Source organism: Rhodococcus sp. DT1 (assembly GCF_049844875.1).
Taxonomy (GTDB): Bacteria; Actinomycetota; Actinomycetes; order Mycobacteriales; family Mycobacteriaceae; genus Rhodococcus.
Map to the genome: position 1 here is coordinate 128897 of NZ_JBNCLW010000008.1, position 18725 is coordinate 147621.

The 18725-nt window shown below is 65.1% G+C and carries 18 protein-coding genes and 2 tRNA genes; 14 read left to right on the plus strand and 6 right to left on the minus strand.

Annotated features, from left to right (window positions below; translation table 11 throughout):
• Positions 1-90: 90 nt before the first annotated feature.
• From recO to ACLQ3J_RS19635, 4 genes are read left to right on the plus strand one after another with little or no spacing between them, the layout of a single operon-like run.
• Entirely contained in the window at positions 91-906 is an 816-nt protein-coding gene (gene recO, locus ACLQ3J_RS19620; protein ID WP_425904194.1) for a DNA repair protein RecO, read from the plus strand.
• Positions 863-1669, plus strand: a complete 807-nt coding sequence (locus ACLQ3J_RS19625) for an isoprenyl transferase (RefSeq protein WP_206036658.1) — start codon at positions 863-865, stop codon at positions 1667-1669. Before recO ends, ACLQ3J_RS19625 begins: the two co-directional genes overlap by 44 nt.
• Entirely contained in the window at positions 1666-2088 is a 423-nt protein-coding gene (locus ACLQ3J_RS19630) for a hypothetical protein (RefSeq protein WP_425904195.1), read from the plus strand. Before ACLQ3J_RS19625 ends, ACLQ3J_RS19630 begins: the two co-directional genes overlap by 4 nt.
• On the plus strand, positions 2085-2615 hold the full coding sequence (locus ACLQ3J_RS19635; protein WP_296549045.1) for a T3SS (YopN, CesT) and YbjN peptide-binding chaperone 1: 531 nt from the start codon (positions 2085-2087) through the stop codon (positions 2613-2615). The genes ACLQ3J_RS19630 and ACLQ3J_RS19635 overlap by 4 nt, the downstream gene beginning before the upstream one ends.
• 12 nt (positions 2616-2627) lie before the next feature.
• On the opposite strand, the gene ACLQ3J_RS19640 is transcribed toward ACLQ3J_RS19635, so the two are convergent.
• Together ACLQ3J_RS19640 and ACLQ3J_RS19645 are read right to left on the minus strand one after the other, a co-directional pair.
• Positions 2628-3056, minus strand: a complete 429-nt coding sequence (locus ACLQ3J_RS19640; RefSeq protein ID WP_169620306.1) for a Fur family transcriptional regulator — start codon at positions 3054-3056, stop codon at positions 2628-2630.
• A complete protein-coding gene (locus ACLQ3J_RS19645; protein WP_169651769.1) occupies positions 3053-3412 on the minus strand; it encodes a metalloregulator ArsR/SmtB family transcription factor in 360 nt (119 codons plus the stop codon). The genes ACLQ3J_RS19640 and ACLQ3J_RS19645 overlap by 4 nt, the downstream gene beginning before the upstream one ends.
• Positions 3413-3573: 161 nt before the next feature.
• On the opposite strand from ACLQ3J_RS19645, the gene ACLQ3J_RS19650 reads away from it, so the two are divergent.
• On the plus strand, positions 3574-4965 hold the full coding sequence (locus ACLQ3J_RS19650) for a glycine--tRNA ligase (RefSeq protein WP_169620304.1): 1392 nt from the start codon (positions 3574-3576) through the stop codon (positions 4963-4965).
• A gap of 132 nt (positions 4966-5097) precedes the next feature.
• On the opposite strand, the gene ACLQ3J_RS19655 is transcribed toward ACLQ3J_RS19650, so the two are convergent.
• On the minus strand, positions 5098-7101 hold the full coding sequence (locus ACLQ3J_RS19655; RefSeq protein ID WP_425904196.1) for a TPM domain-containing protein: 2004 nt from the start codon (positions 7099-7101) through the stop codon (positions 5098-5100).
• A gap of 159 nt (positions 7102-7260) precedes the next feature.
• Between ACLQ3J_RS19655 and ACLQ3J_RS19660 the strand changes: the two genes are divergently transcribed.
• The 3 genes from ACLQ3J_RS19660 (at position 7261) to dnaG (ending at position 11230) form a co-directional block, all read left to right on the plus strand.
• Entirely contained in the window at positions 7261-7881 is a 621-nt protein-coding gene (locus tag ACLQ3J_RS19660) for a YdcF family protein (RefSeq protein WP_296550222.1), read from the plus strand.
• Between the two features lie 103 nt (positions 7882-7984).
• Positions 7985-9256, plus strand: coding sequence for a deoxyguanosinetriphosphate triphosphohydrolase (locus ACLQ3J_RS19665; protein ID WP_425904197.1), 1272 nt, complete (start codon positions 7985-7987; stop codon positions 9254-9256).
• A 60-nt stretch (positions 9257-9316) separates the two neighbouring features.
• A complete protein-coding gene (dnaG, locus tag ACLQ3J_RS19670; protein ID WP_169620300.1) occupies positions 9317-11230 on the plus strand; it encodes a DNA primase in 1914 nt (637 codons plus the stop codon).
• Positions 11231-11234: 4 nt separating this feature from the next.
• Here the strand turns inward: dnaG and ACLQ3J_RS19675 are convergent, their stop codons facing one another.
• Positions 11235-11480, minus strand: a complete 246-nt coding sequence (locus tag ACLQ3J_RS19675; RefSeq protein WP_206036732.1) for a hypothetical protein — start codon at positions 11478-11480, stop codon at positions 11235-11237.
• A gap of 150 nt (positions 11481-11630) precedes the next feature.
• Between ACLQ3J_RS19675 and ACLQ3J_RS19680 the strand changes: the two genes are divergently transcribed.
• A tRNA-Asn gene (locus ACLQ3J_RS19680) sits at positions 11631-11703 on the plus strand.
• 183 nt (positions 11704-11886) lie between these two features.
• Positions 11887-11960, plus strand: a tRNA-Ile gene (locus ACLQ3J_RS19685).
• Between the two features lie 44 nt (positions 11961-12004).
• Here ACLQ3J_RS19685 and ACLQ3J_RS19690 read toward each other — a convergent pair.
• Positions 12005-13180, minus strand: coding sequence for a tyrosine-type recombinase/integrase (locus tag ACLQ3J_RS19690; protein ID WP_425904198.1), 1176 nt, complete (start codon positions 13178-13180; stop codon positions 12005-12007).
• Positions 13167-13742: a hypothetical protein gene (locus ACLQ3J_RS19695; protein ID WP_425904199.1), complete on the minus strand. Its 576-nt coding sequence runs from the start codon at positions 13740-13742 to the stop codon at positions 13167-13169. Before ACLQ3J_RS19695 ends, ACLQ3J_RS19690 begins: the two co-directional genes overlap by 14 nt.
• Positions 13743-13856: 114 nt before the next feature.
• Here ACLQ3J_RS19695 and ACLQ3J_RS19700 point away from each other — a divergent pair, with 114 nt between their 5' ends.
• From ACLQ3J_RS19700 to ACLQ3J_RS19715, 4 genes are all read left to right on the plus strand, one after another.
• The gene (locus ACLQ3J_RS19700) at positions 13857-14051 is read left to right on the plus strand and encodes a helix-turn-helix transcriptional regulator (protein WP_425904200.1); all 195 of its coding nucleotides are present in this window, start codon (positions 13857-13859) and stop codon (positions 14049-14051) included.
• Positions 14052-14454: 403 nt separating this feature from the next.
• A complete protein-coding gene (locus ACLQ3J_RS19705) occupies positions 14455-16089 on the plus strand; it encodes an AAA family ATPase (protein WP_425904201.1) in 1635 nt (544 codons plus the stop codon).
• A 381-nt stretch (positions 16090-16470) separates the two neighbouring features.
• Positions 16471-17247: a DUF3800 domain-containing protein gene (locus ACLQ3J_RS19710; RefSeq protein ID WP_425904203.1), complete on the plus strand. Its 777-nt coding sequence runs from the start codon at positions 16471-16473 to the stop codon at positions 17245-17247.
• A gap of 272 nt (positions 17248-17519) precedes the next feature.
• Positions 17520-18503, plus strand: a complete 984-nt coding sequence (locus ACLQ3J_RS19715) for a reverse transcriptase family protein (RefSeq protein WP_425904205.1) — start codon at positions 17520-17522, stop codon at positions 18501-18503.
• Positions 18504-18725 lie beyond the last annotated feature (222 nt).

The following is an 18725-nucleotide window of genomic DNA, read 5'->3' on the forward strand; positions in this document are numbered from 1 at the left end:
ACGTGTTCTCGTTTCGACGTCGAGGATTTTCCCGTGGCCGGAGTCGGCGGCGCGGTGCCGCGTGTCGTGGCGACGTGAAACACTCGGGTGGTGAGGCTGTATCGGGACAACGCGGTGGTGCTGCGCCAGCACAAGCTGGGCGAAGCCGACCGCATCGTCACACTGCTCACCCGCCGCTACGGCCTCGTCCGCGCCGTCGCGAAGGGAGTGCGCCGAACCCGGTCGAAGTTCGGGGCCCGGCTCGAGCCGTTCGCGCACGTCGATGTGCAACTCCACCCCGGACGCAGTCTCGACATCGTCACCCAGGTGCAGACCCTCGACGCCTTCGCGGTCGGCATCGTCGACGACTACTCCCGCTACACCACCGCGTGCGCCATTCTCGAGACCGCCGAGCGGCTCGCCGGCGAAGAGCGGGCGCCCGCCCCGCGCCTGCATGCCTTGACCGTCGGGGCGCTGCGCGCGGTGTGCGACCACACCCGCCCACCCGAATTGATTCTCGACGCGTACCTCCTGCGCGCGATGGCCTACGCCGGATGGGCGCCCGCGATCACGCACTGCGCGCGGTGCGACCGGCCCGGTCCGCACACCGCCTTCCATGTCGCTGCCGGCGGCGCCGTGTGCGTGCACTGCCGTCCCCCCGGCGCGGCGACGCCCGCTCCCGCCGTCTTCGCCTTGCTCGACGCGCTCGCCCACGGCAGGTGGGCCGAGACGGAAGCAACCGAGGCCGGGGTCCGGAGCCAGGCCAGCGGGCTCGTCGCCGCGCACCTGCAATGGCATCTCGAGCGCCAACTGCGATCCATGCCCCTGGTCGAACGCGGCGGCACCTACGTGGCCGAACGGGGCGGTTCGGGCGTCAGGCAGGATGGGACCCGTGATTCGACGACGCGCCCCACACCCATCGCCTGATCGCGCGATCCGGCCGCCCGACCCGCACCCGTCGGGGGCCACGCCGCCCATCCTCCAACCCGAGTTGATTCCGCGGCACGTCGCGCTGGTGATGGACGGAAACGGGCGCTGGGCGCAGGAACGTGGACTGCCGCGCACCGCCGGTCACGAACGCGGTGAAGAAGTCCTGATGGACACCGTGTGCGGGTGCATCGAGATGGGCATCACGTGGCTGTCGGCCTACGCGTTCTCCACCGAGAACTGGAAGCGCAGCCCCGACGAGGTTCGCTTCCTCATGGGCTTCAACCGCGACGTGATCCGTCGTCGCCGCGACGAGATGCACGAGATGGGTGTCCGCGTGCGGTGGGCCGGGCGTCGTCCGCGGTTGTGGCGCAGCGTCATCAAGGAACTCGAGGCCGCGGAGGAACTGACCCGCGACAACACTGTGATGACTCTCACGATGTGCGTCAATTACGGTGGTCGCGCCGAGATCGCCGACGCGGCCAGGGAAATCGGACGGCGGGTCGCGGCGGGGGACCTCGATCCGGAACGCATCACCGAGGCCACCATCGCGCGATACCTCGACGAACCCGACATGCCCGATGTCGACCTGTTTCTCCGGCCGTCGGGGGAGCAGCGCACGTCGAACTTCCTGCTGTGGCAGTCCGCGTACGCAGAACTGGTCTTCCAGGACAAGATGTTCCCCGACTTCGACCGTCGCGACCTGTGGGCCGCCTGTGTCGAGTACGCCTCGCGCGACCGCCGGTTCGGAGGTGTGAAATGACCGCGCTGAGAGACCGGATTGCCGCGGCGCTGACGCCGTTCGTCCAGTTGCGGACTCCCGGTGCCGAGGACGACGGAGACGGGTCGTTCGGATTCGACTACGGCGCCGTCCCGTTCGCACTGCAGGTCGTCACCCTCACCGAGGGACTGGACGTGGTGTCGCTGACCGGCGTGCTCGCGTGGGATCTCCCACTCGGCGACGAGGTGCGCAACCGCGTCGCCACCGCCGCCGAGGCGCTGCAGTTCGGTTCCATCCACGTCATCGAACGGGAGTCCGTCGCGGACGTGATCGTCCGCTACTCGTTCCCCGCGACCGGGCTCGAGGATTCTCCGCTGACCACCATGCTGCTGCTCGTCCTCGACGGAGTGGCCGAAGCCCGCGAGAACGTCGCGGGCACATCCGGAACGGGGAACGCATGACCGGCGACGCGGGTACCGGCGAGGAACAGTGGAACCTCGCAGTGGCGACCACCGGCGACGACGCGCTGCGCGACCTGGTGATCCGCACGCTGGCGCAGGCGATGGACGACGCACCCGAACCCGACGAGGACGGTGACGTTCCGATCTGGATCGAGGACGTGCCGACGTTCGCGACCGCCGATGCGGAAGGGGGTGTCGTGCACCTGGCGACGTTCCTGGCCGAGAACATCGCGGACCGGGCGCGCGCCGCCGAGGTGCTCACCGACCTGCAACTCGAGTTCCCCGAGTTCAAGTTCGTTCTGCACCACGACCGGGTCACTGCCGAGCAGCGTGTCGCTGCGTGCCCGCTCGTGCCGCTGCACCTGTTGCGCGCCGTGGGCGCCGTGGTTCCGCTCGTCGGGCAGGTGCGTGCGCTGGCCGACAGGCTCGGCGGCGATGCATGCGTGTTCGACGGGCCCGCGGACACCGTGGCCGGTGAGAACCTGCTCGGCGGGGACTGCGGGTGCGGTAACTGCACCTGCGGCTGACCTACCCGCTCGTCACGCCCTCGCCAGTGCGCAGTCGCGGCAGGTTCCGAAGATCTCGACCGTGTGGCTGACGTCGTCGAACCCGTGCGTGTCGGCGACCTCGTGCGACCAGCGCTCGACTTCGGGCCCGTCGACCTCGACGGTGAACCCGCAGTGGCGGCACACGAGGTGATGGTGGTGTCCGGAGGAACAGCGGCGGAACAGCGATTCGCCCGAGTCGGTGCGGAGCACGTCGACGCTGCCCGTCTCGGCGAGGGACTGCAGGGTTCGATAGACGGTGGTCAGACCGATCCCGTGCCCGCGCTTGCGCAGTTCGTCGTGCAGGTCCTGTGCGGAACGGAACTCTTCGGTGTTGTCGAGCAGATCCACGATCGCGCTGCGTTGTCTGGTCGAGCGCACCCCCACCAGGGGCTTGCGTGCGGAGGTCACTACGGTCGTCATCCTTCCTGAGCGTGCGCGACAGCGTCGATGACGATGTGAGCGAGGTGGTCGTCGGCCAGGCGGTAGAGAACTTCGCGGCCGGTGCGGTCGCCCCGCACCACGCCTGCGGTCTTGAGAACGCGCAGGTGCTGGCTGATCAGAGGCTGGGTCACGCCGAGTGCGCCGACGAGTTCGTGGACGCACCGCGCGGATTCGCGCAGTTCGAGCACGATGGCGATGCGGACCGGTGCCGAGAGTGCGCGGAGCAGTTCGCCCGCGGCGACGAGCGTGTCGTGCGAGACCGGCGGGTGCGCCGGCGTTGCGCGGGGGGTCTCGTTGTCCGTGCGGCACTCGTCGTGACCGGCGTCGACACTCACGGGACTCCTCGCGCTCTCGGGGCTTATTGCAAACCGATACCATTTTGATATGCATGGATGTGCATGTCAACCGCCAGGAATTCGTCGCCGTGGCGGGGAGCGATAGTCTAAGTAGTCGACGCAAGCTGCGAAAACCCGCATCGAAGATGGAGAGAATCCGAGTGGCACCCAAATCCAAGATCGATACCGTCGCCAACCTCGCCAAGCGCCGAGGACTGGTCTACCCCTGTGGTGAGATCTACGGCGGCACCAGGTCGGCCTGGGACTACGGGCCGCTCGGAGTCGAGCTCAAGGAAAACATCAAGAAGCAGTGGTGGCGGAACATGGTCACCAGCCGCGACGACGTCGTCGGCCTCGACTCGTCGGTGATCCTCCCGCGCCAGGTGTGGGTCGCGTCCGGCCACGTCGGCGTGTTCAACGACCCGCTCGTCGAATGCCTGAGCTGTCACAAGCGCCACCGCCAGGACCACCTGCAGGAGGCGTACGCCGAGAAGCACAAGCTCGACGACCCCGACGCCGTGGCGATGTCGGAGATCGTGTGCCCGGACTGCGGCACCAAGGGCCAGTGGACCGAGCCGCGCGACTTCAACATGATGCTCAAGACCTACCTCGGTCCGATCGAGAGCGAAGAGGGCCTGCACTACCTGCGCCCGGAGACCGCTCAGGGCATCTTCGTGAACTTCGCGAACGTGCTCACCACGTCGCGCAAGAAGCCGCCGTTCGGCATCGGCCAGATCGGCAAGAGCTTCCGCAACGAGATCACCCCCGGCAACTTCATCTTCCGCACCCGCGAGTTCGAGCAGATGGAGATGGAATTCTTCGTCAAGCCCGGCGAGGACGAGGAATGGCACCAGTACTGGATCGACTACCGGATGGACTGGTACACCGGGCTGGGCATCAACAAGGACAACCTGCGCCTGTACGAGCATGCGCAGGAGAAGCTGTCGCACTACTCGAAGCGCACCGTCGACATCGAGTACCGCTTCCACTTCCAGGGCAGCGAATGGGGTGAGCTCGAGGGTGTCGCCAACCGCACCGACTTCGACCTGTCGACGCACTCGCAGCATTCGGGCACCGACCTGAGCTACTTCGACCAGACGACGAACGAGCGCTACACGCCGTACGTCATCGAACCCGCAGCCGGCCTCACCCGTTCGCTCATGGCGTTCCTCGTCGACGCCTACACCGAGGACGAGGCACCCAACGCCAAGGGCGGGGTCGACAAGCGCACGGTGCTGCGGCTGGACCGCCGTCTCGCGCCCGTCAAGGCCGCCGTGCTGCCGCTGAGCCGCAACTCCGATCTGAGCCCCAAGGCCAAGGATCTCGCCGCCCAGTTGCGCCAGCACTGGAACATCGAGTTCGACGACGCCGGCGCCATCGGCCGCCGCTATCGTCGTCAGGACGAGATCGGCACGCCGTTCTGCATCACCGTCGACTTCGACACCCTCGAGGACCACGCGGTCACCATCCGCGAGCGCGACTCGATGGCGCAGGAGCGCGTCGCACTCGACCAGGTCGAGGGTTACCTCGCGCAGCGCCTGATCGGCTGCTGATCGGTCGATCCGACTCTCACTCGACTCGCCGGCCCTCCCGTAGCACGGGAGGGCCGGCGAGTCTTTCTGAACTCGGGTGAGTTGTTGCCCGCTGAGCGGGCATTTTTCCACCAGGGTTTTACGGGTGCGGCGTCAGAACCTGCCGCCGCTCGACCCGCCGAATCCGCCTCCGCCGCCCCCGAAGCCTCCGCCTCCGAAGCCTCCGCCTCCGAAGCCACCACCGTGCCCGCCGCCCCCGAGCACGCTGTTGATGAGGATGCCGCCCAGCACGGCGCCGGCGATGTTGCCGCCCGACGAACCGCCACCGCGCGGCGGGTTGCGACGTTCCCACGACTCCACGTCCCGGCGTGCCGCGCTCAAGGCGCGCGACGCGAGGGCCGACGCCGTCTGGGCGTGCTGCAGCGCCTGGGCTGCGTCCGTCGACGCCAGCTGCCGGGCCGCGTCCAGATGCCGCTGCGCCTCCGACAGCCTCGTGCGTGCCTCCGCGCCGACGACGCCGCGTCGCGTGCCGATGAAATCGGATGCGGCGGTGACCTGTGCCTGGGCGGCGGTCAGATCCTGCTCGAGCCGCCGGCGGGCCCGCGCTTCCTCCTCTCGAGCCGCGCGGGTCTGCGCCCGCAGGGCATCGAGGCGCGCGTCGGTTTCCACGACCCGCGTGAAACTTCCCAGCGGGTCGGTGTGCTGTGCGGCCCGTGCATGCTCGAGTGCCTCCTGGGCGGCTCGGCGCGCTTCGGCGAGTTCCGGGCCACCTGCGGCAACGAGCCCTTCGGCGTCGGCAATGCCTTGCGCCGCATCTTCCATGGCAGCCGGAAGAGTCGCGATCGCGTGGCGGATGTCCTCCGCGGCGTGCTCGACACCGTCGAGGAGCGTTGCCGCGTGTCCGAGTGCGCGTTCGGACTCGCGGATCGCGCGGACCGCGTCACCTTGCTCACCCGCCGGACGCGACACCGCGACCCGGCCTTCATCGATGGCCTTCTCGGCGTGCTCGATCTCCTCGACCGCGAGCGACACGTTGTCCTTGACGGGCGCGAGCGCCTCCGCCGGGAATTCTTCGGTCAGCTGCGCGAGAGTGGCCTCGCCCTGCGGGATACGCGCCCGCAAGCCGATGGCGCGCTGTGTCAGTGCGTCGAGCCGGTCGGGAGCATCGAGCAGCAGGTCGCGCATGCGGTCGAACGCCTCCACCTGCGCATCGAGCTCGCGGTCGGCCTGCCCGCACGACGAGACGAGCTGCACCAGCATCTCGCGCTGTTGCTCCGGGGTCTCGGGGATGTCGTCGTCGAGACGCTGCCGGATCTCGAACGCATTCGCGAGCGCGGCCTGCGCCTGCCGGTACGCCCGGTCGAACGGCTGAACTGCCGTGTCGCCGAATTCGCCGCGCGCCAGCTCGAGTGCTTCCGAGCTCGAGCGCACCGCGTTGTCCGTCTCCACCAGTACCTTCTGGGCATGCAGCTCGAGACCCTCGAGCGGGAGCGCGGCCAGTGCGCCGGTATCGGCGGGATCGATCGCCGCTGCACGCGCGGCGGCCGTCTCGGCACGCTTGCGCTTGGACCGCCGCGAATATGCGTAGACGCCGCCGGCACCCGCGGCGATCATGCCGCCACCGACGAGCAGTGTCGTGGTGGGCGCGCTCGAGGGCGTCAACGCGGCATCGAGGCCGTCCGCCGCGGCCACGGCGGCGCCCGCCCAGTCACCGGTGCGCAGCGCGGGCGTGATGTCGTTCGAGCTGATGCGGTTGCGTTCCGACTGGGAAATATCCGATCCGTTCGGGGTCCACAACGCGAACTCGCGGTCGTCGGTGGCGACGGCGAGCAGGGCGGTGTCCGGACCGAAGTTGCTGGCCCGCGCGGTCGCCTGCGCCCAGGCGTCGTAGTTCTGGCCGTCGAAGGTCGACACATACGTGACCCACAGTTGCAGGCGGTGCTCGTCGTACAACGTGTCCACCGCCTGCTGGATGCGTGCGACGTCGTCGGCATCGAGGACTCCGGCGCTGTCGCTGATCGGTGACTGGAGTCGTGACGGGGGCTCGGCCGACGCCGCGACGGGCATCAGCAGCCACGCGATCGCGGCGAGCAGGAGGGGTAGCAGCGCGGGCACGATCCGGGCGGGACGTCGGCGCGGGGACGATGCGTGGGGCATGACAACGAATCTAGTGGTTCGCGGGAACGAAGCACGGTCGGCGCGTCGCCCTGCTTCGTTCCCCGCGTCCACTGGCAGACTTGAGGGGTGAGTACCGCATCCCACCCCAGGGTCCCCGCGCCAGGCCGCGCCGAGGACGATCTCGGCACGGGCGCCCGCATCACCCGGTGGCTGAGGCGACTGGTGGTCGGTGCGCTGCTCGCCGCGATCCTCGTCGTCGGCGGAACGGCGATACGGGTGTGGCAGGTCGCCCGCATCGACGACAGGACGCCCGCCGACGCCATCGTCGTGCTCGGCGCCGCCCAGTACTCCGGCACACCGTCGTCGGTGTTCGAAGCACGACTCGAGCAGGCACTCAAGCTGTACGAGGCAGGGGTGTCGCCGATGATCGTCACCGTCGGTGGCAAGCAGGAAGGCGATCTGTTCACCGAAGCGGCCGCGGGCAAGAACTATCTCGTCTCCCGGGGCGTGCCCGCGGAGGCGATCATGGCGGTGGAAGAGGGATCCGACACGCTGCGCAGCGTAGAAGCCGTGAGCAGGGACATGGGCGAGCTGGGGTTGTCGTCGTCGGTGCTGGTGAGCGATCCGTGGCATTCGCTGCGCACCCGGACCATGGCCCGCGACTCGGGTCTCGACGCATGGACCGCGCCGACCCGTCAGGGCCCGGCAGTGTTCACCCGCAACTCGCAGTTTCACGCGATCGCCCGCGAAACGGGCGCGTTGATCTGGTACCAGATCACCCATTTCTCCGCGGACTTCCCGTACACAGCAGAGCAGTGACCGCGGGTGGGAGGCCGAGATGGTGAAGGACGAAGATATGGGTAGGCGTACATGTGAGTAGGGGCCGGGGGACGTACGGCCGGTGCGACGAAGGACGGATCTGATGCAGGGCTACAGCGAACACGATCTCGAGCGGCGCGTCGCCGAACCGCCGAAGCGCTCGGCGTTGATCGGTGCTGAACGGGCCGCCGCCGACCGCACCGCATTCGCGCGCGACCGCGCGCGGGTCCAGCACTCCGCTGCCCTGCGCAGGCTCGCCGACAAGACCCAGGTCGTCGGACCTCGCGACGGTGACACTCCGCGCACCCGGCTCACGCACTCGATGGAGGTCGCGCAGATCGGCCGCAGCATCGCGGAGGGAATCGGCGCCGACGCCGATGTCGTGGACCTCGCGGGACTCGCCCACGACATCGGGCACCCGCCGTACGGGCACAACGGAGAGCGTGCCCTGGATGCGGTGGCGGCGCCGTGCGGAGGATTCGAAGGGAATGCGCAGAACCTGCGCATCCTGACGTGCCTGGAGCCCAAGGTCCTCTATCCGGACGGCACGAGCGCGGGCCTGAACCTCACCCGCGCCGCCCTCGACGCGACGCTCAAGTATCCGTGGACGCGGCCGTCGCCGGGCGCGAAGTTCGGCGCCTACGACGATGACGTCGACGTGCTGACGTGGGTGCGGGAGGGCGCGCCGGATCGCCGCAAATGCCTCGAGGCACAGATCATGGACTGGTCCGACGACGTCGCGTACTCGGTGCACGACGTCGAGGACGGCGTCATCGACGGCCGGATCGACCTGCGGGTGCTCGGCGACGCGGACGCGGTGTCCGCACTCATCGAACTGGGCATGCGCGAATTCTCCGATCTCGTCCCCGACGAACTCACCGAAGCAGCGAAACGATTGTCGGAGATGCCCGTCGTGATCGACGTCGGAACCTTCGACGGCACCCTGGCCAGTTCCGTCGCTCTCAAACGCCTCACCAGCGAACTCGTCGGCCGATACGCCACCGCCGCGATCCTCGGAACGCGGGAGGTCACCGGTGACCAACCCGTCACGAGATACGACGCGGACCTGGTGATCCCGCCCGTGGTCGCCGCCGAGGTGGCGTTGCTCAAGACGATGGCGCTGCAGTTCGTGATGTCCGACCGCGTGCACCGCACCCGGCAGGAGGCGCAGCGCGAGCGGATCCACCGCGTCGCGGAATGGCTGCTGCGGACGGCGCCGGTGGGCCTCGATCCGTTCTTCGCCGCGGCGTGGAAAGACGCACCCGACGACGCGGCGCGGGTGCGCGTGGTGGTCGATCAGATCGCGTCGTGCACCGAATCCCGGCTCGAGCGCATCGACCGGGACAGCCTCGCCGCGCAGGCCAGCTGGGGGTAGCACCGCGACGCGGGACCACCGCTGCGGGCGGCGGCGGCCGAGCGGCTTAGAATCGACGTCGTGGCCGGCCGAATTTCAGACAGAGACATCGCGGCCATTCGCGACCGCGCCCGCATCGAAGACATCGTCGGTGAATACGTCGCGCTCAAGCGAGGCGGCGCCGACTCCCTGAAGGGTCTGTGCCCGTTCCACGACGAGAAGTCGCCGTCGTTCCACGTGCGGCCCAACCACGGGCACTTCCATTGCTTCGGGTGCGGGGAGGGTGGCGACGTCTACTCGTTCCTGCAGAAGATCGAACACGTCAGTTTCGTCGAAGCCGTCGAGCAACTCGCGGAGCGCGTGGGCTACACCCTCAACTACGAAGGCGGCGGGCCGTCGGTCCAGCGCGACCGCGGTACCCGTGCCCGCCTCGTCGCCGCGAATGCCGCCGCCCAGGAGTTCTACGCCGAGCAACTGCGCACCCCGGGTGCCCAGGCGGCGCGCGACTACCTCACCGAGCGCAACTTCGACAGCGCCGCCGCCGAGACGTTCGGCTGCGGCTTCGCGCCCGCCGGATGGGACCTGCTCACCAAGCATCTTCTCGGTCGGGGGTTCGAGTTCGCAGAACTCGAGGCGGCCGGACTGTCGCGGGAGGGGCGCCGCGGACCCATCGACCGGTTCCACCGGCGACTGTTGTGGCCGATCCGTAATCTCTCCGGTGACGTCATCGGGTTCGGGGCGCGACGGCTGTACGACGACGACCAGATCACCGCGAAGTACATGAACACGCCGGAGACGCAGCTGTACAAGAAGTCTCAGGTGCTGTTCGGGTTGGACCTCGCGAAGCGCGAGATCGCCAAATCACACCAGGCGGTGATCGTCGAGGGTTACACCGACGTCATGGCCATGCATCTCGCCGGCGTGAAGACCGCCGTGGCCGCGTGCGGAACCGCCTTCGGCGACGAGCACCTGGCCATGCTGCGCCGCCTGCTCATGGACGACAGCTATTTCCGCGGCGAGGTCATCTACACCTTCGACGGTGACGACGCCGGCCGAGCCGCCGCGATGAAAGCATTCGAGGGCGACCAGAAGACGGCGGCGAAAACCTACGTCGCGATCGCCCCCAAGGGCATGGATCCCTGCGAACTCCGGCAGGAGTCCGGTGACGGCGCCGTGCGCGATCTCGTCGCCCGCAGGACTCCGATGTTCGAGTTCGTGGTGAAATCCATTCTCTCCGAACACAATCTGGACAACGCGGAGGGAAGAGTCGAGGCGCTGCGCCGCTGTGTTCCGGTGGTCGCACAGATCAAGGACCGCACCCTGCGCGACAACTACTCGGTGCAACTCGCGCACTGGGTGGGCTGGGACGACATTCCCGCTGTGCGGCGCCGGGTGCAGGACGAAGCCCGGCGCGGTGCCCGCGCACCGGAAACGAAGTCCCGGGCCGGAGCCACCGTGGCGCCCCAGGCGCCCGCGTCGGCGTTGCGCCGGCCCCGCCCGAACGACCCGTCCCTGTGGCCGCAACGCGACGCGCTCAAGGCCGCCCTCCAGTACCCGGGCATTGCCGGCACCGTATTCGATTCGCTGCCCAAGGAGACCTTCACCGATCCGGCGTACGCAGCGGTCCGTACAGCGGTCGCTGCCGCGGGCGGCACCGGTTCGGGTATGGGTGGCGGCGAGTGGGTCGACGCGGTCGGCCGGGCAGCGAAGGACCCCGTCGCGCATTCGCTGGTGATGGAACTCGCAGTCGAGCCGATACCGGCCGAGGAAGACCGCATTCCGCGCTACATCGGCGGCGTGCTGGCACGCCTGCAAGAAGTGTGGGTGGGTGAGCAGGTCGCGGAACTGAAGTCGAAGTTGCAGCGCATCTCGCCCGCCACCGAATCGGACGAGTTCCACGCGCTGCTCGGCGACCTCATGGCACTCGAGCAGTACCGGCGGAGCTTGCTCGACCAGGCCATCGGCGATACGAGCGGCGACGGCCTGGCCGGCTGAGCAGCTACTTCTTGAGCTGATCCCGCGGGATCATGATCGTCGTGTGCTCGTCGATCGGCTTCATCGGCTCGAGCTTCGGTTGAGGACTCAGCGAGTCGGCGAGCTTCTGCCGTCCCACCTCGATCGCCTTCTTGGTGACCGGGCTCCCCGCCACCGCCCTCGCGGTCTTGCTGATCTGCTCGTATCGGGCACGACCCGCTTTGGTGCCGAGCACATAGCCCGCTGCGACTCCGACCAACAAACCCATCAATGTGCTGTCCTTCCACCCGTGGCTGCGCGTCTGTTCCATCCTGCCTGATCTTGGCCCGGACGCGCACTGTGCAGGCGATTTGGCACCGCGGCGGGTTGAGCGCTATGGTTTTCCACGCACCGGGGGAAACCGCGGAGCACCGCAGGACAATCCCCTGTAGCTCAATTGGCAGAGCATTCGACTGTTAATCGAACGGTTGCTGGTTCGAGTCCAGCCGGGGGAGCGCGTGAAATCCTCCCACCCTCACAGGGTGGGAGGATTTTTCGTTTGTGGCCTGGGGCACCGGTCGGTGTGACGGTCGTGACACAGCTGCGTCACCCCGTCTCGATTCGACGGTGCCACCCCAGGTACCATTCCGAAGCGCTGTCCGATGCGGCAGTGTTCTGCGGCGACCCGTCGCCGCGGAGGGGCGGTAGCTCAGTCGGTTAGAGCCGTGGACTCATAATCCATTGGTCGTGGGTTCGAGCCCCACCCGCCCCACGTCAGAGGGTGTTTCGGTCCACGTCGGTGGACCGATCCATCATTTATTCATCTTTTACAGCCACGACACGGTCCAACAACTGGGCCACCGCGGAGTGCGTCCGGCCTCGGGACATGTACCGATCCATGGTCATGGAGACATGTCGATGCCCTAGGTGATCGGCTCCGACGCGGGGCGACAGGCCCTCCTCGTCGATCAAGGTGGCGACCGACTTTCGGAAACTGTGAGTCGTAGTGTCCTTGACTCCGAGATCGTCGCGAACCTTTCGCCACTGCTTGCCGAAGTTGTTCGGATCGCGCAGCGTGCCGACCGTCGACGGGAAGATCACCCCCAGTGATCCGTGCTGCGGCTGCTCAGCGCGACGTTCGAGTATCTCCATCGCGAACGTCGGCAACGGGATGGTCCGTAGCCCAGCGGCGGTCTTCGCTTCCTCTACGCGCTGCAGTCCGGCGCCTTTGGCGCGCACGACCTTGCCCGTCACCGTGATCGTTCCGGCTTCGTCGTCGACGTCCGTCCAGCGAAGTGCGAGAAGTTCGGAACGACGGAGGCCGGTTGCGATGAGGAGGGTGATCGGGTCGACGAGATCGTTCGCCTTGCAGTACTCGGATTTGCTGAGCGCGGTCAGCAAGGCGCGCAGCTCGTCGGCAGTGAGTGCGCGAGCACCGGCCGGTGGTGCCTTGGACTTGATCGGCGACACGTCTCGAACGGGGTTGCCGTCGAGGGCGCCGGCGAGGACAGCGAGTCCGAGCGCGCCACGCAAGATCGTCTTGGCCTGACGCGCCATCGTCGGCCCATGTGCCTTGCTCATTGCCCGTATCGCGGTGTCGACGCGGCGGGCGGTGGCTTCGCCTACCCGGACGCCGCCGAGCTTGCCCTCGAGCTTCCCGGCCGCGAACTTGTAGGTGTCGATCGTCGCGGCCGCTCGGCCCTCTTCTTCGAGGCGCGCAAGGTAGGTCCGAACCAGTGCTGCGATCGTCGTTGCGCTTGTCACCTCGTCCTCGCTGGGCGTGCGTCGAGAGTCGAGGTGTTCGAGCAACTCGTCCTCGGCGAGCTTGCCGTACTGGTCGCGTAGACCGGGAGGGGTGCGGCGCTCGACGATGCGCACGACGCCGTCGTCATCACGGAACCTGCACCGTGCGAGCCAGACTCCGTTGCCGAGATCCTTGCGCGTGATCTTGCCGTGCCGGCCGATGCGCAGCGGGGGTCTACCCCGCGCCATCGCCGTCTACCTTCCGATGTTCCTCGACGAGAATCCCGCGTCGCTTCGCCGTCGCGATCCACCTTGACGCTGTCTGCTTGGTGAGCCCGTACTCGCGTGCAAGCACCGCGATCGGCTTCTGCCCCGTGGCCATGCAGAACGCGAAGATCTGCGAAATGGACTCGAGTGCCTCCTCTGTCGGTCCGGCGTCGACGAACTCGGTTGACGGCCAGGCGAAATCGATTGCTCTGAACGACTCGCCATCCGCATTCGGCTCGATGGCCTGTACGACGTTGAGCTTCTCGGCAGCCAGCTCGACCCAGCTACCGACCGGGATGCGGCGCAGGTGGTCCGAGGTGATCGGCGGGCCGTCCGCAGTTCTGACCGCACGAAGCTCCGTGCAGGCGAGTCGGCCCTCGACCACATCGATCTCCAACTCGACATGGTGTTCGAGTGGCTCGATGTCGTCGTCGGTGGACGTGGCGGTGATGCGCGCAGGCACCTGAGCGAACAGGCGACCTCCGTAGAGCGACCATCCGGAGTTCGCGGGGAGGGGACCGTTCGTAGTTGTGAAGCTCGGCATGGCGACCAGTTTGACACATTGCGAACAGTCCCGACAGGGAGTCTTGATCTCGAGTTCTCAACGTGCTACTTCTTGTCGGGACAGTTCGCAACTAGTCCCATTCAAGGAGTCGAGATGCAGACCAGCGAGGACAGATGGCTCACCCGGCAGGAAGTCGCCGACCGGCTGAAGGTGCCTGCGAAGACGCTCGCGCAGTGGGCGAGTCAGGGGCGAGGCCCGCGGTTCGCCAGGATCGGCCGGCACGCCCGCTACAAGCTCAGCGATTGCGTTGCCTGGGAGAACGAACAGTTCGCCGGTGGATCCCAATGAGGGCCACGGCCACGAACAACGCCGCCGGCGGGGGAGTTGGAGCTCCGGGTCCCGCCGACGGCGCATCGAACCGAACCAATCACCAGAAAGGCAGGTCAACCATGACGGTACCTGCGATGTGCTCGCTGAACCAGCCCGGGGCACGACGGATCCAGTGACGAAAGTCGGCTGCCCGCAGCTTCATTGACCACCACCCCGAGGGGCCGGTATCCGATCGATGCCGGCTCTTCGGGGGTGTCCGAAAGGCATAGGTATGCACACCAATCGCAGATCGTCCGGTTCCGCTATGACCGCGCTCGACCGACTCCGGGATCGTTGGCTCGAACACGGCCTGGTGTGGCGAGACGGCCCCGACAGCACTGCAGCAGCGCAAGCTCCGGGGCACTCGGCCGCCGATAGGTCCGTGACCTTCCGGCAGATTGCGGGCCAGGTGCTCATGAACTCGCACGCGGACGACAAGGCCGCTGTTCTGGATGCGTTGGGTCTGACCCTGTCCGACCTGTTCGACAACCCTGCGGGTACTTCCTACGCATACCGCGACGGTCGGACCGTGTTCCGCAGCTACGACGACCGCGGGCGTAAGAGATTCAGCCAATCAGGGAACACCAAGGGCCGTGACCTGTTCAGGGCTGAGCGTCTCGACGACCACCGAACCGGCGACCCGGTCTATGTAGTCGAGGGCGAGAAAGATGTGCTGGCAATGGAGTCCGTCGGTGCGACGGCGGTGTCCCCGGCGATGGGAGCTGGTAAGGCCGGCCTGTTCGATTGGTCTCCACTGGCCGGCCACACCGTGGTGATCGTCGCCGACGACGATGAGCCCGGCCGCAAGCATGCGCTGCAGGTGTATGAGATTGTCGAGCCGAGCGCTGCGGGTGTGGCGATAGTCCAGGCGGCGACCGGCAAGGATGCGGCAGACCATGTCGCGGCGGGCCATGGCCTCGATGAGCTCGTGCCGATCGATGTCGGAGGTAGGGCCGGCCGGCGACTGAAGGTCACTCGCGGCTCGGAGGTAAAGCTCCAACGTGTCCGCTGGGTGATGGAGGACTGGATACCTGCGGGATCGCTGACGCTTCTTGCTGGACGGGAAGGCCTCGGCAAGTCGACGATCGCTGCGGCTCTGTGTGCGCAGATCACCCGCGGCACGCTGGAAGGGGAACTGCACGGAACGCCTCGGAACGTGCTGTACGTGCACTCCGAGGATGCCCGGGAGTTCACCGTCGCACCGCGCCTCAAAGCGGCGGGTGCGGACATGGACCGGGTTCTGTTTGTCGACGTGGAGACCGCGCACACCGATTCCGGCACACTCGTCCTTCCTCTCGACAATCTCGCGCTCGAGCGGATCATTGCGAAGGAGCACGTCGCGTTCGTCGTGCTCGATGCGGCAACCTCGTCGATGTCGTCGGACCTGTCGGGCCGGGACGATCGCGCAGTGCGGCAGTACCTCGAGCCTCTCGCCCAGCTCGCCGCCCGGCAGGGCTGCGTCGTGTTCGGACTCTGTCACTTCGGCAAACGGGACGGAGCGGATACGGGCAAGTTGATTCTCGGTTCGATCGCGTGGTCGCAGGTGGCGCGCTCGGTGCTGTCGGTCGCCAAGGACGACGATTCGGGGCATCTCTTCGTCACCAACACCAAAGCCAACCTCGCGCCGCGGATCCGGTCGATGGAAGCCGAGATTGCCTCGACCACAGTTCCGACCGATGACGGCGAAACCGAAGTGGGTGCTCTGCAATGGTTAGGGGAGACCACACGAGATGCTCGCGAGCTACTCAACGGCCCTGACGGGGAAGCTGACGAACGTAACGAGATCACCACAGTGATCCGCGGCTATCTGATGGAGTGTGGGGGATCGGCGCCAGCCGCCGAAGTGTTGAAGGTGACTCGGGCGGCGGGACTCGTCGACAATGCGGTGAAGAAGGCGCGCAAGCGGGCCGGGGTGCGGACTGAACGGCAGGGGTATGGCAAGGGCGGGGCGTGGGTGTGGACCATAGACGCCGCCATAGGTTCCAATGATTCTCCCTCGCAGGAACGAGAATCTTAAGGTACCTATGAATCGTCGGCGTGGAAGCGGACTGCAAGTCAGGATAGCGGTGGAGTTGTGTCGGCGACGGCAGGCGAGTGGTGGATACTCAGATTCGGGTTGGACGATCGCATCCCTTAAGCAGGTCATTGGTCTCTGTTCGTGGGACCGTTCCGCGCATCGGGGGCCCGACGCGCTGCAGGTCCAACAGGGCAATAGTGATTTGCGACTTGTTCCACTGGAGTTCCAGTCACCCCGTGCCCTAAGAGTGGGTTAGTATCTATCGCTTATTCAGTACGTTCCATTGAATTGAACTAACCACGTGGATTGTCTCTCCAGGTAGTCGATTGGAATCAATCGGTGCCCGTAGTTCTCGCCGCAATAACGGAAGGATTCAATAGAGTGAAGAAAGTGAAGGTTTGTGTATATATGGACGAATCGGGAAATGGCTCCAAGAGTGATCCTCTCATCGTGGGCGGGGCGGTCTTGACCGAGAACTTCGAGGAGGTTGAGGGAGAAATCAAGGACTTGTATCACGAGTATTCGGCAGAGGTAGGCTATGACGGACTGAAGTCTTTTGAATTATTCAAGAGTAGGGGGTTCCATGCCGCCGAAGACCCGTTCGAAATTTCCGTCAAGTTCTTCGATTTCATATCAAAGATAGTTGGTTTGAGATGCTTCGTAATGCTGACGGACCAGCATAGGCCCAGTCTTGCGGGTGAAAATGATCTGATGGTGGATATGTACGTTCGCCTACTTCGGGATATTATACGAAAGTATCGAAAATGTGATGAAATTCAGGTGTTTATTGAAGAAAATCATTCGCTGGAGAAGCGGCTCCCGGAGATTGAAAGCAGGGTGAGGACCGGGCTTGGTAAAATTCTGGCAAGTAGTTCGGCGCCGGCGTTCATGATTGGAATGTCATCAAAGAAGGATCCCCACTCTATGGCGATAATTGACTATGTAATGATCGCCGTTAAGAGATGGTGGCAGGTTAGATTGAAGTTTGATCTAGACCCCACCATGACTTGCGACGAGAAACGTGCCAAAGTCACGGATGTAGCCAACAATCATGTACGCACGTTCAACCAGATCAGCGGCGCCCTTTCAATGGTTCGCTCCTTAGAATACGGAATTGTTTTCAATAGGAAATTCAACCAGTACAGGCCGCTTGTATGAGAGATTGAATGTCGTCGTTTCTTCGCAGTGGTGGAGGCGGGTCGTCGACCAGCGCTGAGATCGTCGCTATCGCGCGCCCGGGATCTTAATTCTGCTGCTGAGTCAGGTGGTGATGCAGTGCGACAAGTGGTGGTATCATCCATGTCGCGGAAGTAAGGGCGGCGGTCATGTCGTGCACGAGTTCGTGTGCGTAAGCGGTTCGGATCATGCTAGGGACCCCCGCCTTTGCTTCCGTTCTTTCGCATCTTTCAAAATTAGGGGTCGGGCGAGCAATGGAATTCACAGTCCACAACGTCGCCCATATGTGCGGCAGTAATGTCGCTAGTCTCGGTCCTTTGATAGAGCAAGTCCGCGAAGGCTCCGCCTATCGTCGCGCGGTGATTCCAGGTCGAGGAAATAAGCGGCGTGAAATAATAGTACCCAATCTTCTGTATTCATTGGTACTCAAACAATTGGGGTATAAACTCGCACGCGGTATTTCCTATTCTGCGCCGTCTCATGTTCACGGTTTTGTTCGGGGTCGATCTGCGTACACCAACGCTGCATGCCACCTTGATAAGAATTGTGTCTTAAGGATTGATCTGGAATCATTCTTCCCCTCTATCTCTTCGGTTGAGGTCGGGGATTCTTTGGCTAAGTTTGGGTTCGATCGGGACGCAGTGGAAATGATCGTGGGGCTTACCACAATCAATAGCAGTCTTGCCATCGGGTTAAATACTAGTCCGTTGCTTTCGAATCTGGTTTTCACGAAGACCGACGCGCAGTTAGTCGAGTACGCAGACACCAGAAACATGACGTTCACCCGCTACGTAGACGATCTTGTCTTCTCTGGAGATGTCATTGAAAACAGGCACCGCGATGAAATCTATGACCTCCTTGAGGCTAATAATTGGAGTGTGAATAGAAGCAAGACTGCATTTATGCGCAGAGGGAAGGCTCAGTATGTAACCGGTCTCTACGTTGGCTGTAGTGATCGCCCGCGTATCCCGCGTCATATTAAGCGCGCACTGAGGGCGGCGGACTACTTGATAGAGAGATTCGGCTACGTCGAATATATGACGGAGTTCGGTGGTCGATATAGCAGGTGGGGAAGCGCCAGAAAACTTGTAGGTTGGGCGCGCTATATTTCATCTGTCGAACCTGAATTTGGGAAGCCGCTCTTGGCTCGATTTGATCGATTGATTGGCCACCCTGAAGTTGAAGAATTTGACAGGCGTGCCGACTATGAAGACTATCTGTGCTCAACTCTCGATTAGTCTTAACTCGGCGTACAAGCCAGCCGGGGCTATTTGGCACGATCGACTGGCCAGGTGAGGTTGCCGCCTCGTTCTTGTTGGTTGGACTTCTCCGAATCGCCCAGTGTGGGGTCGAGGCCGAGCTCCGCTCGCTCAAGGTGTCACCCGCGTGACCACTCGGGTTCGGGCATCTTGCTGTGCGATAACTGGCCATCGTTGAGATGGCGGCAATCCGACAGCGAT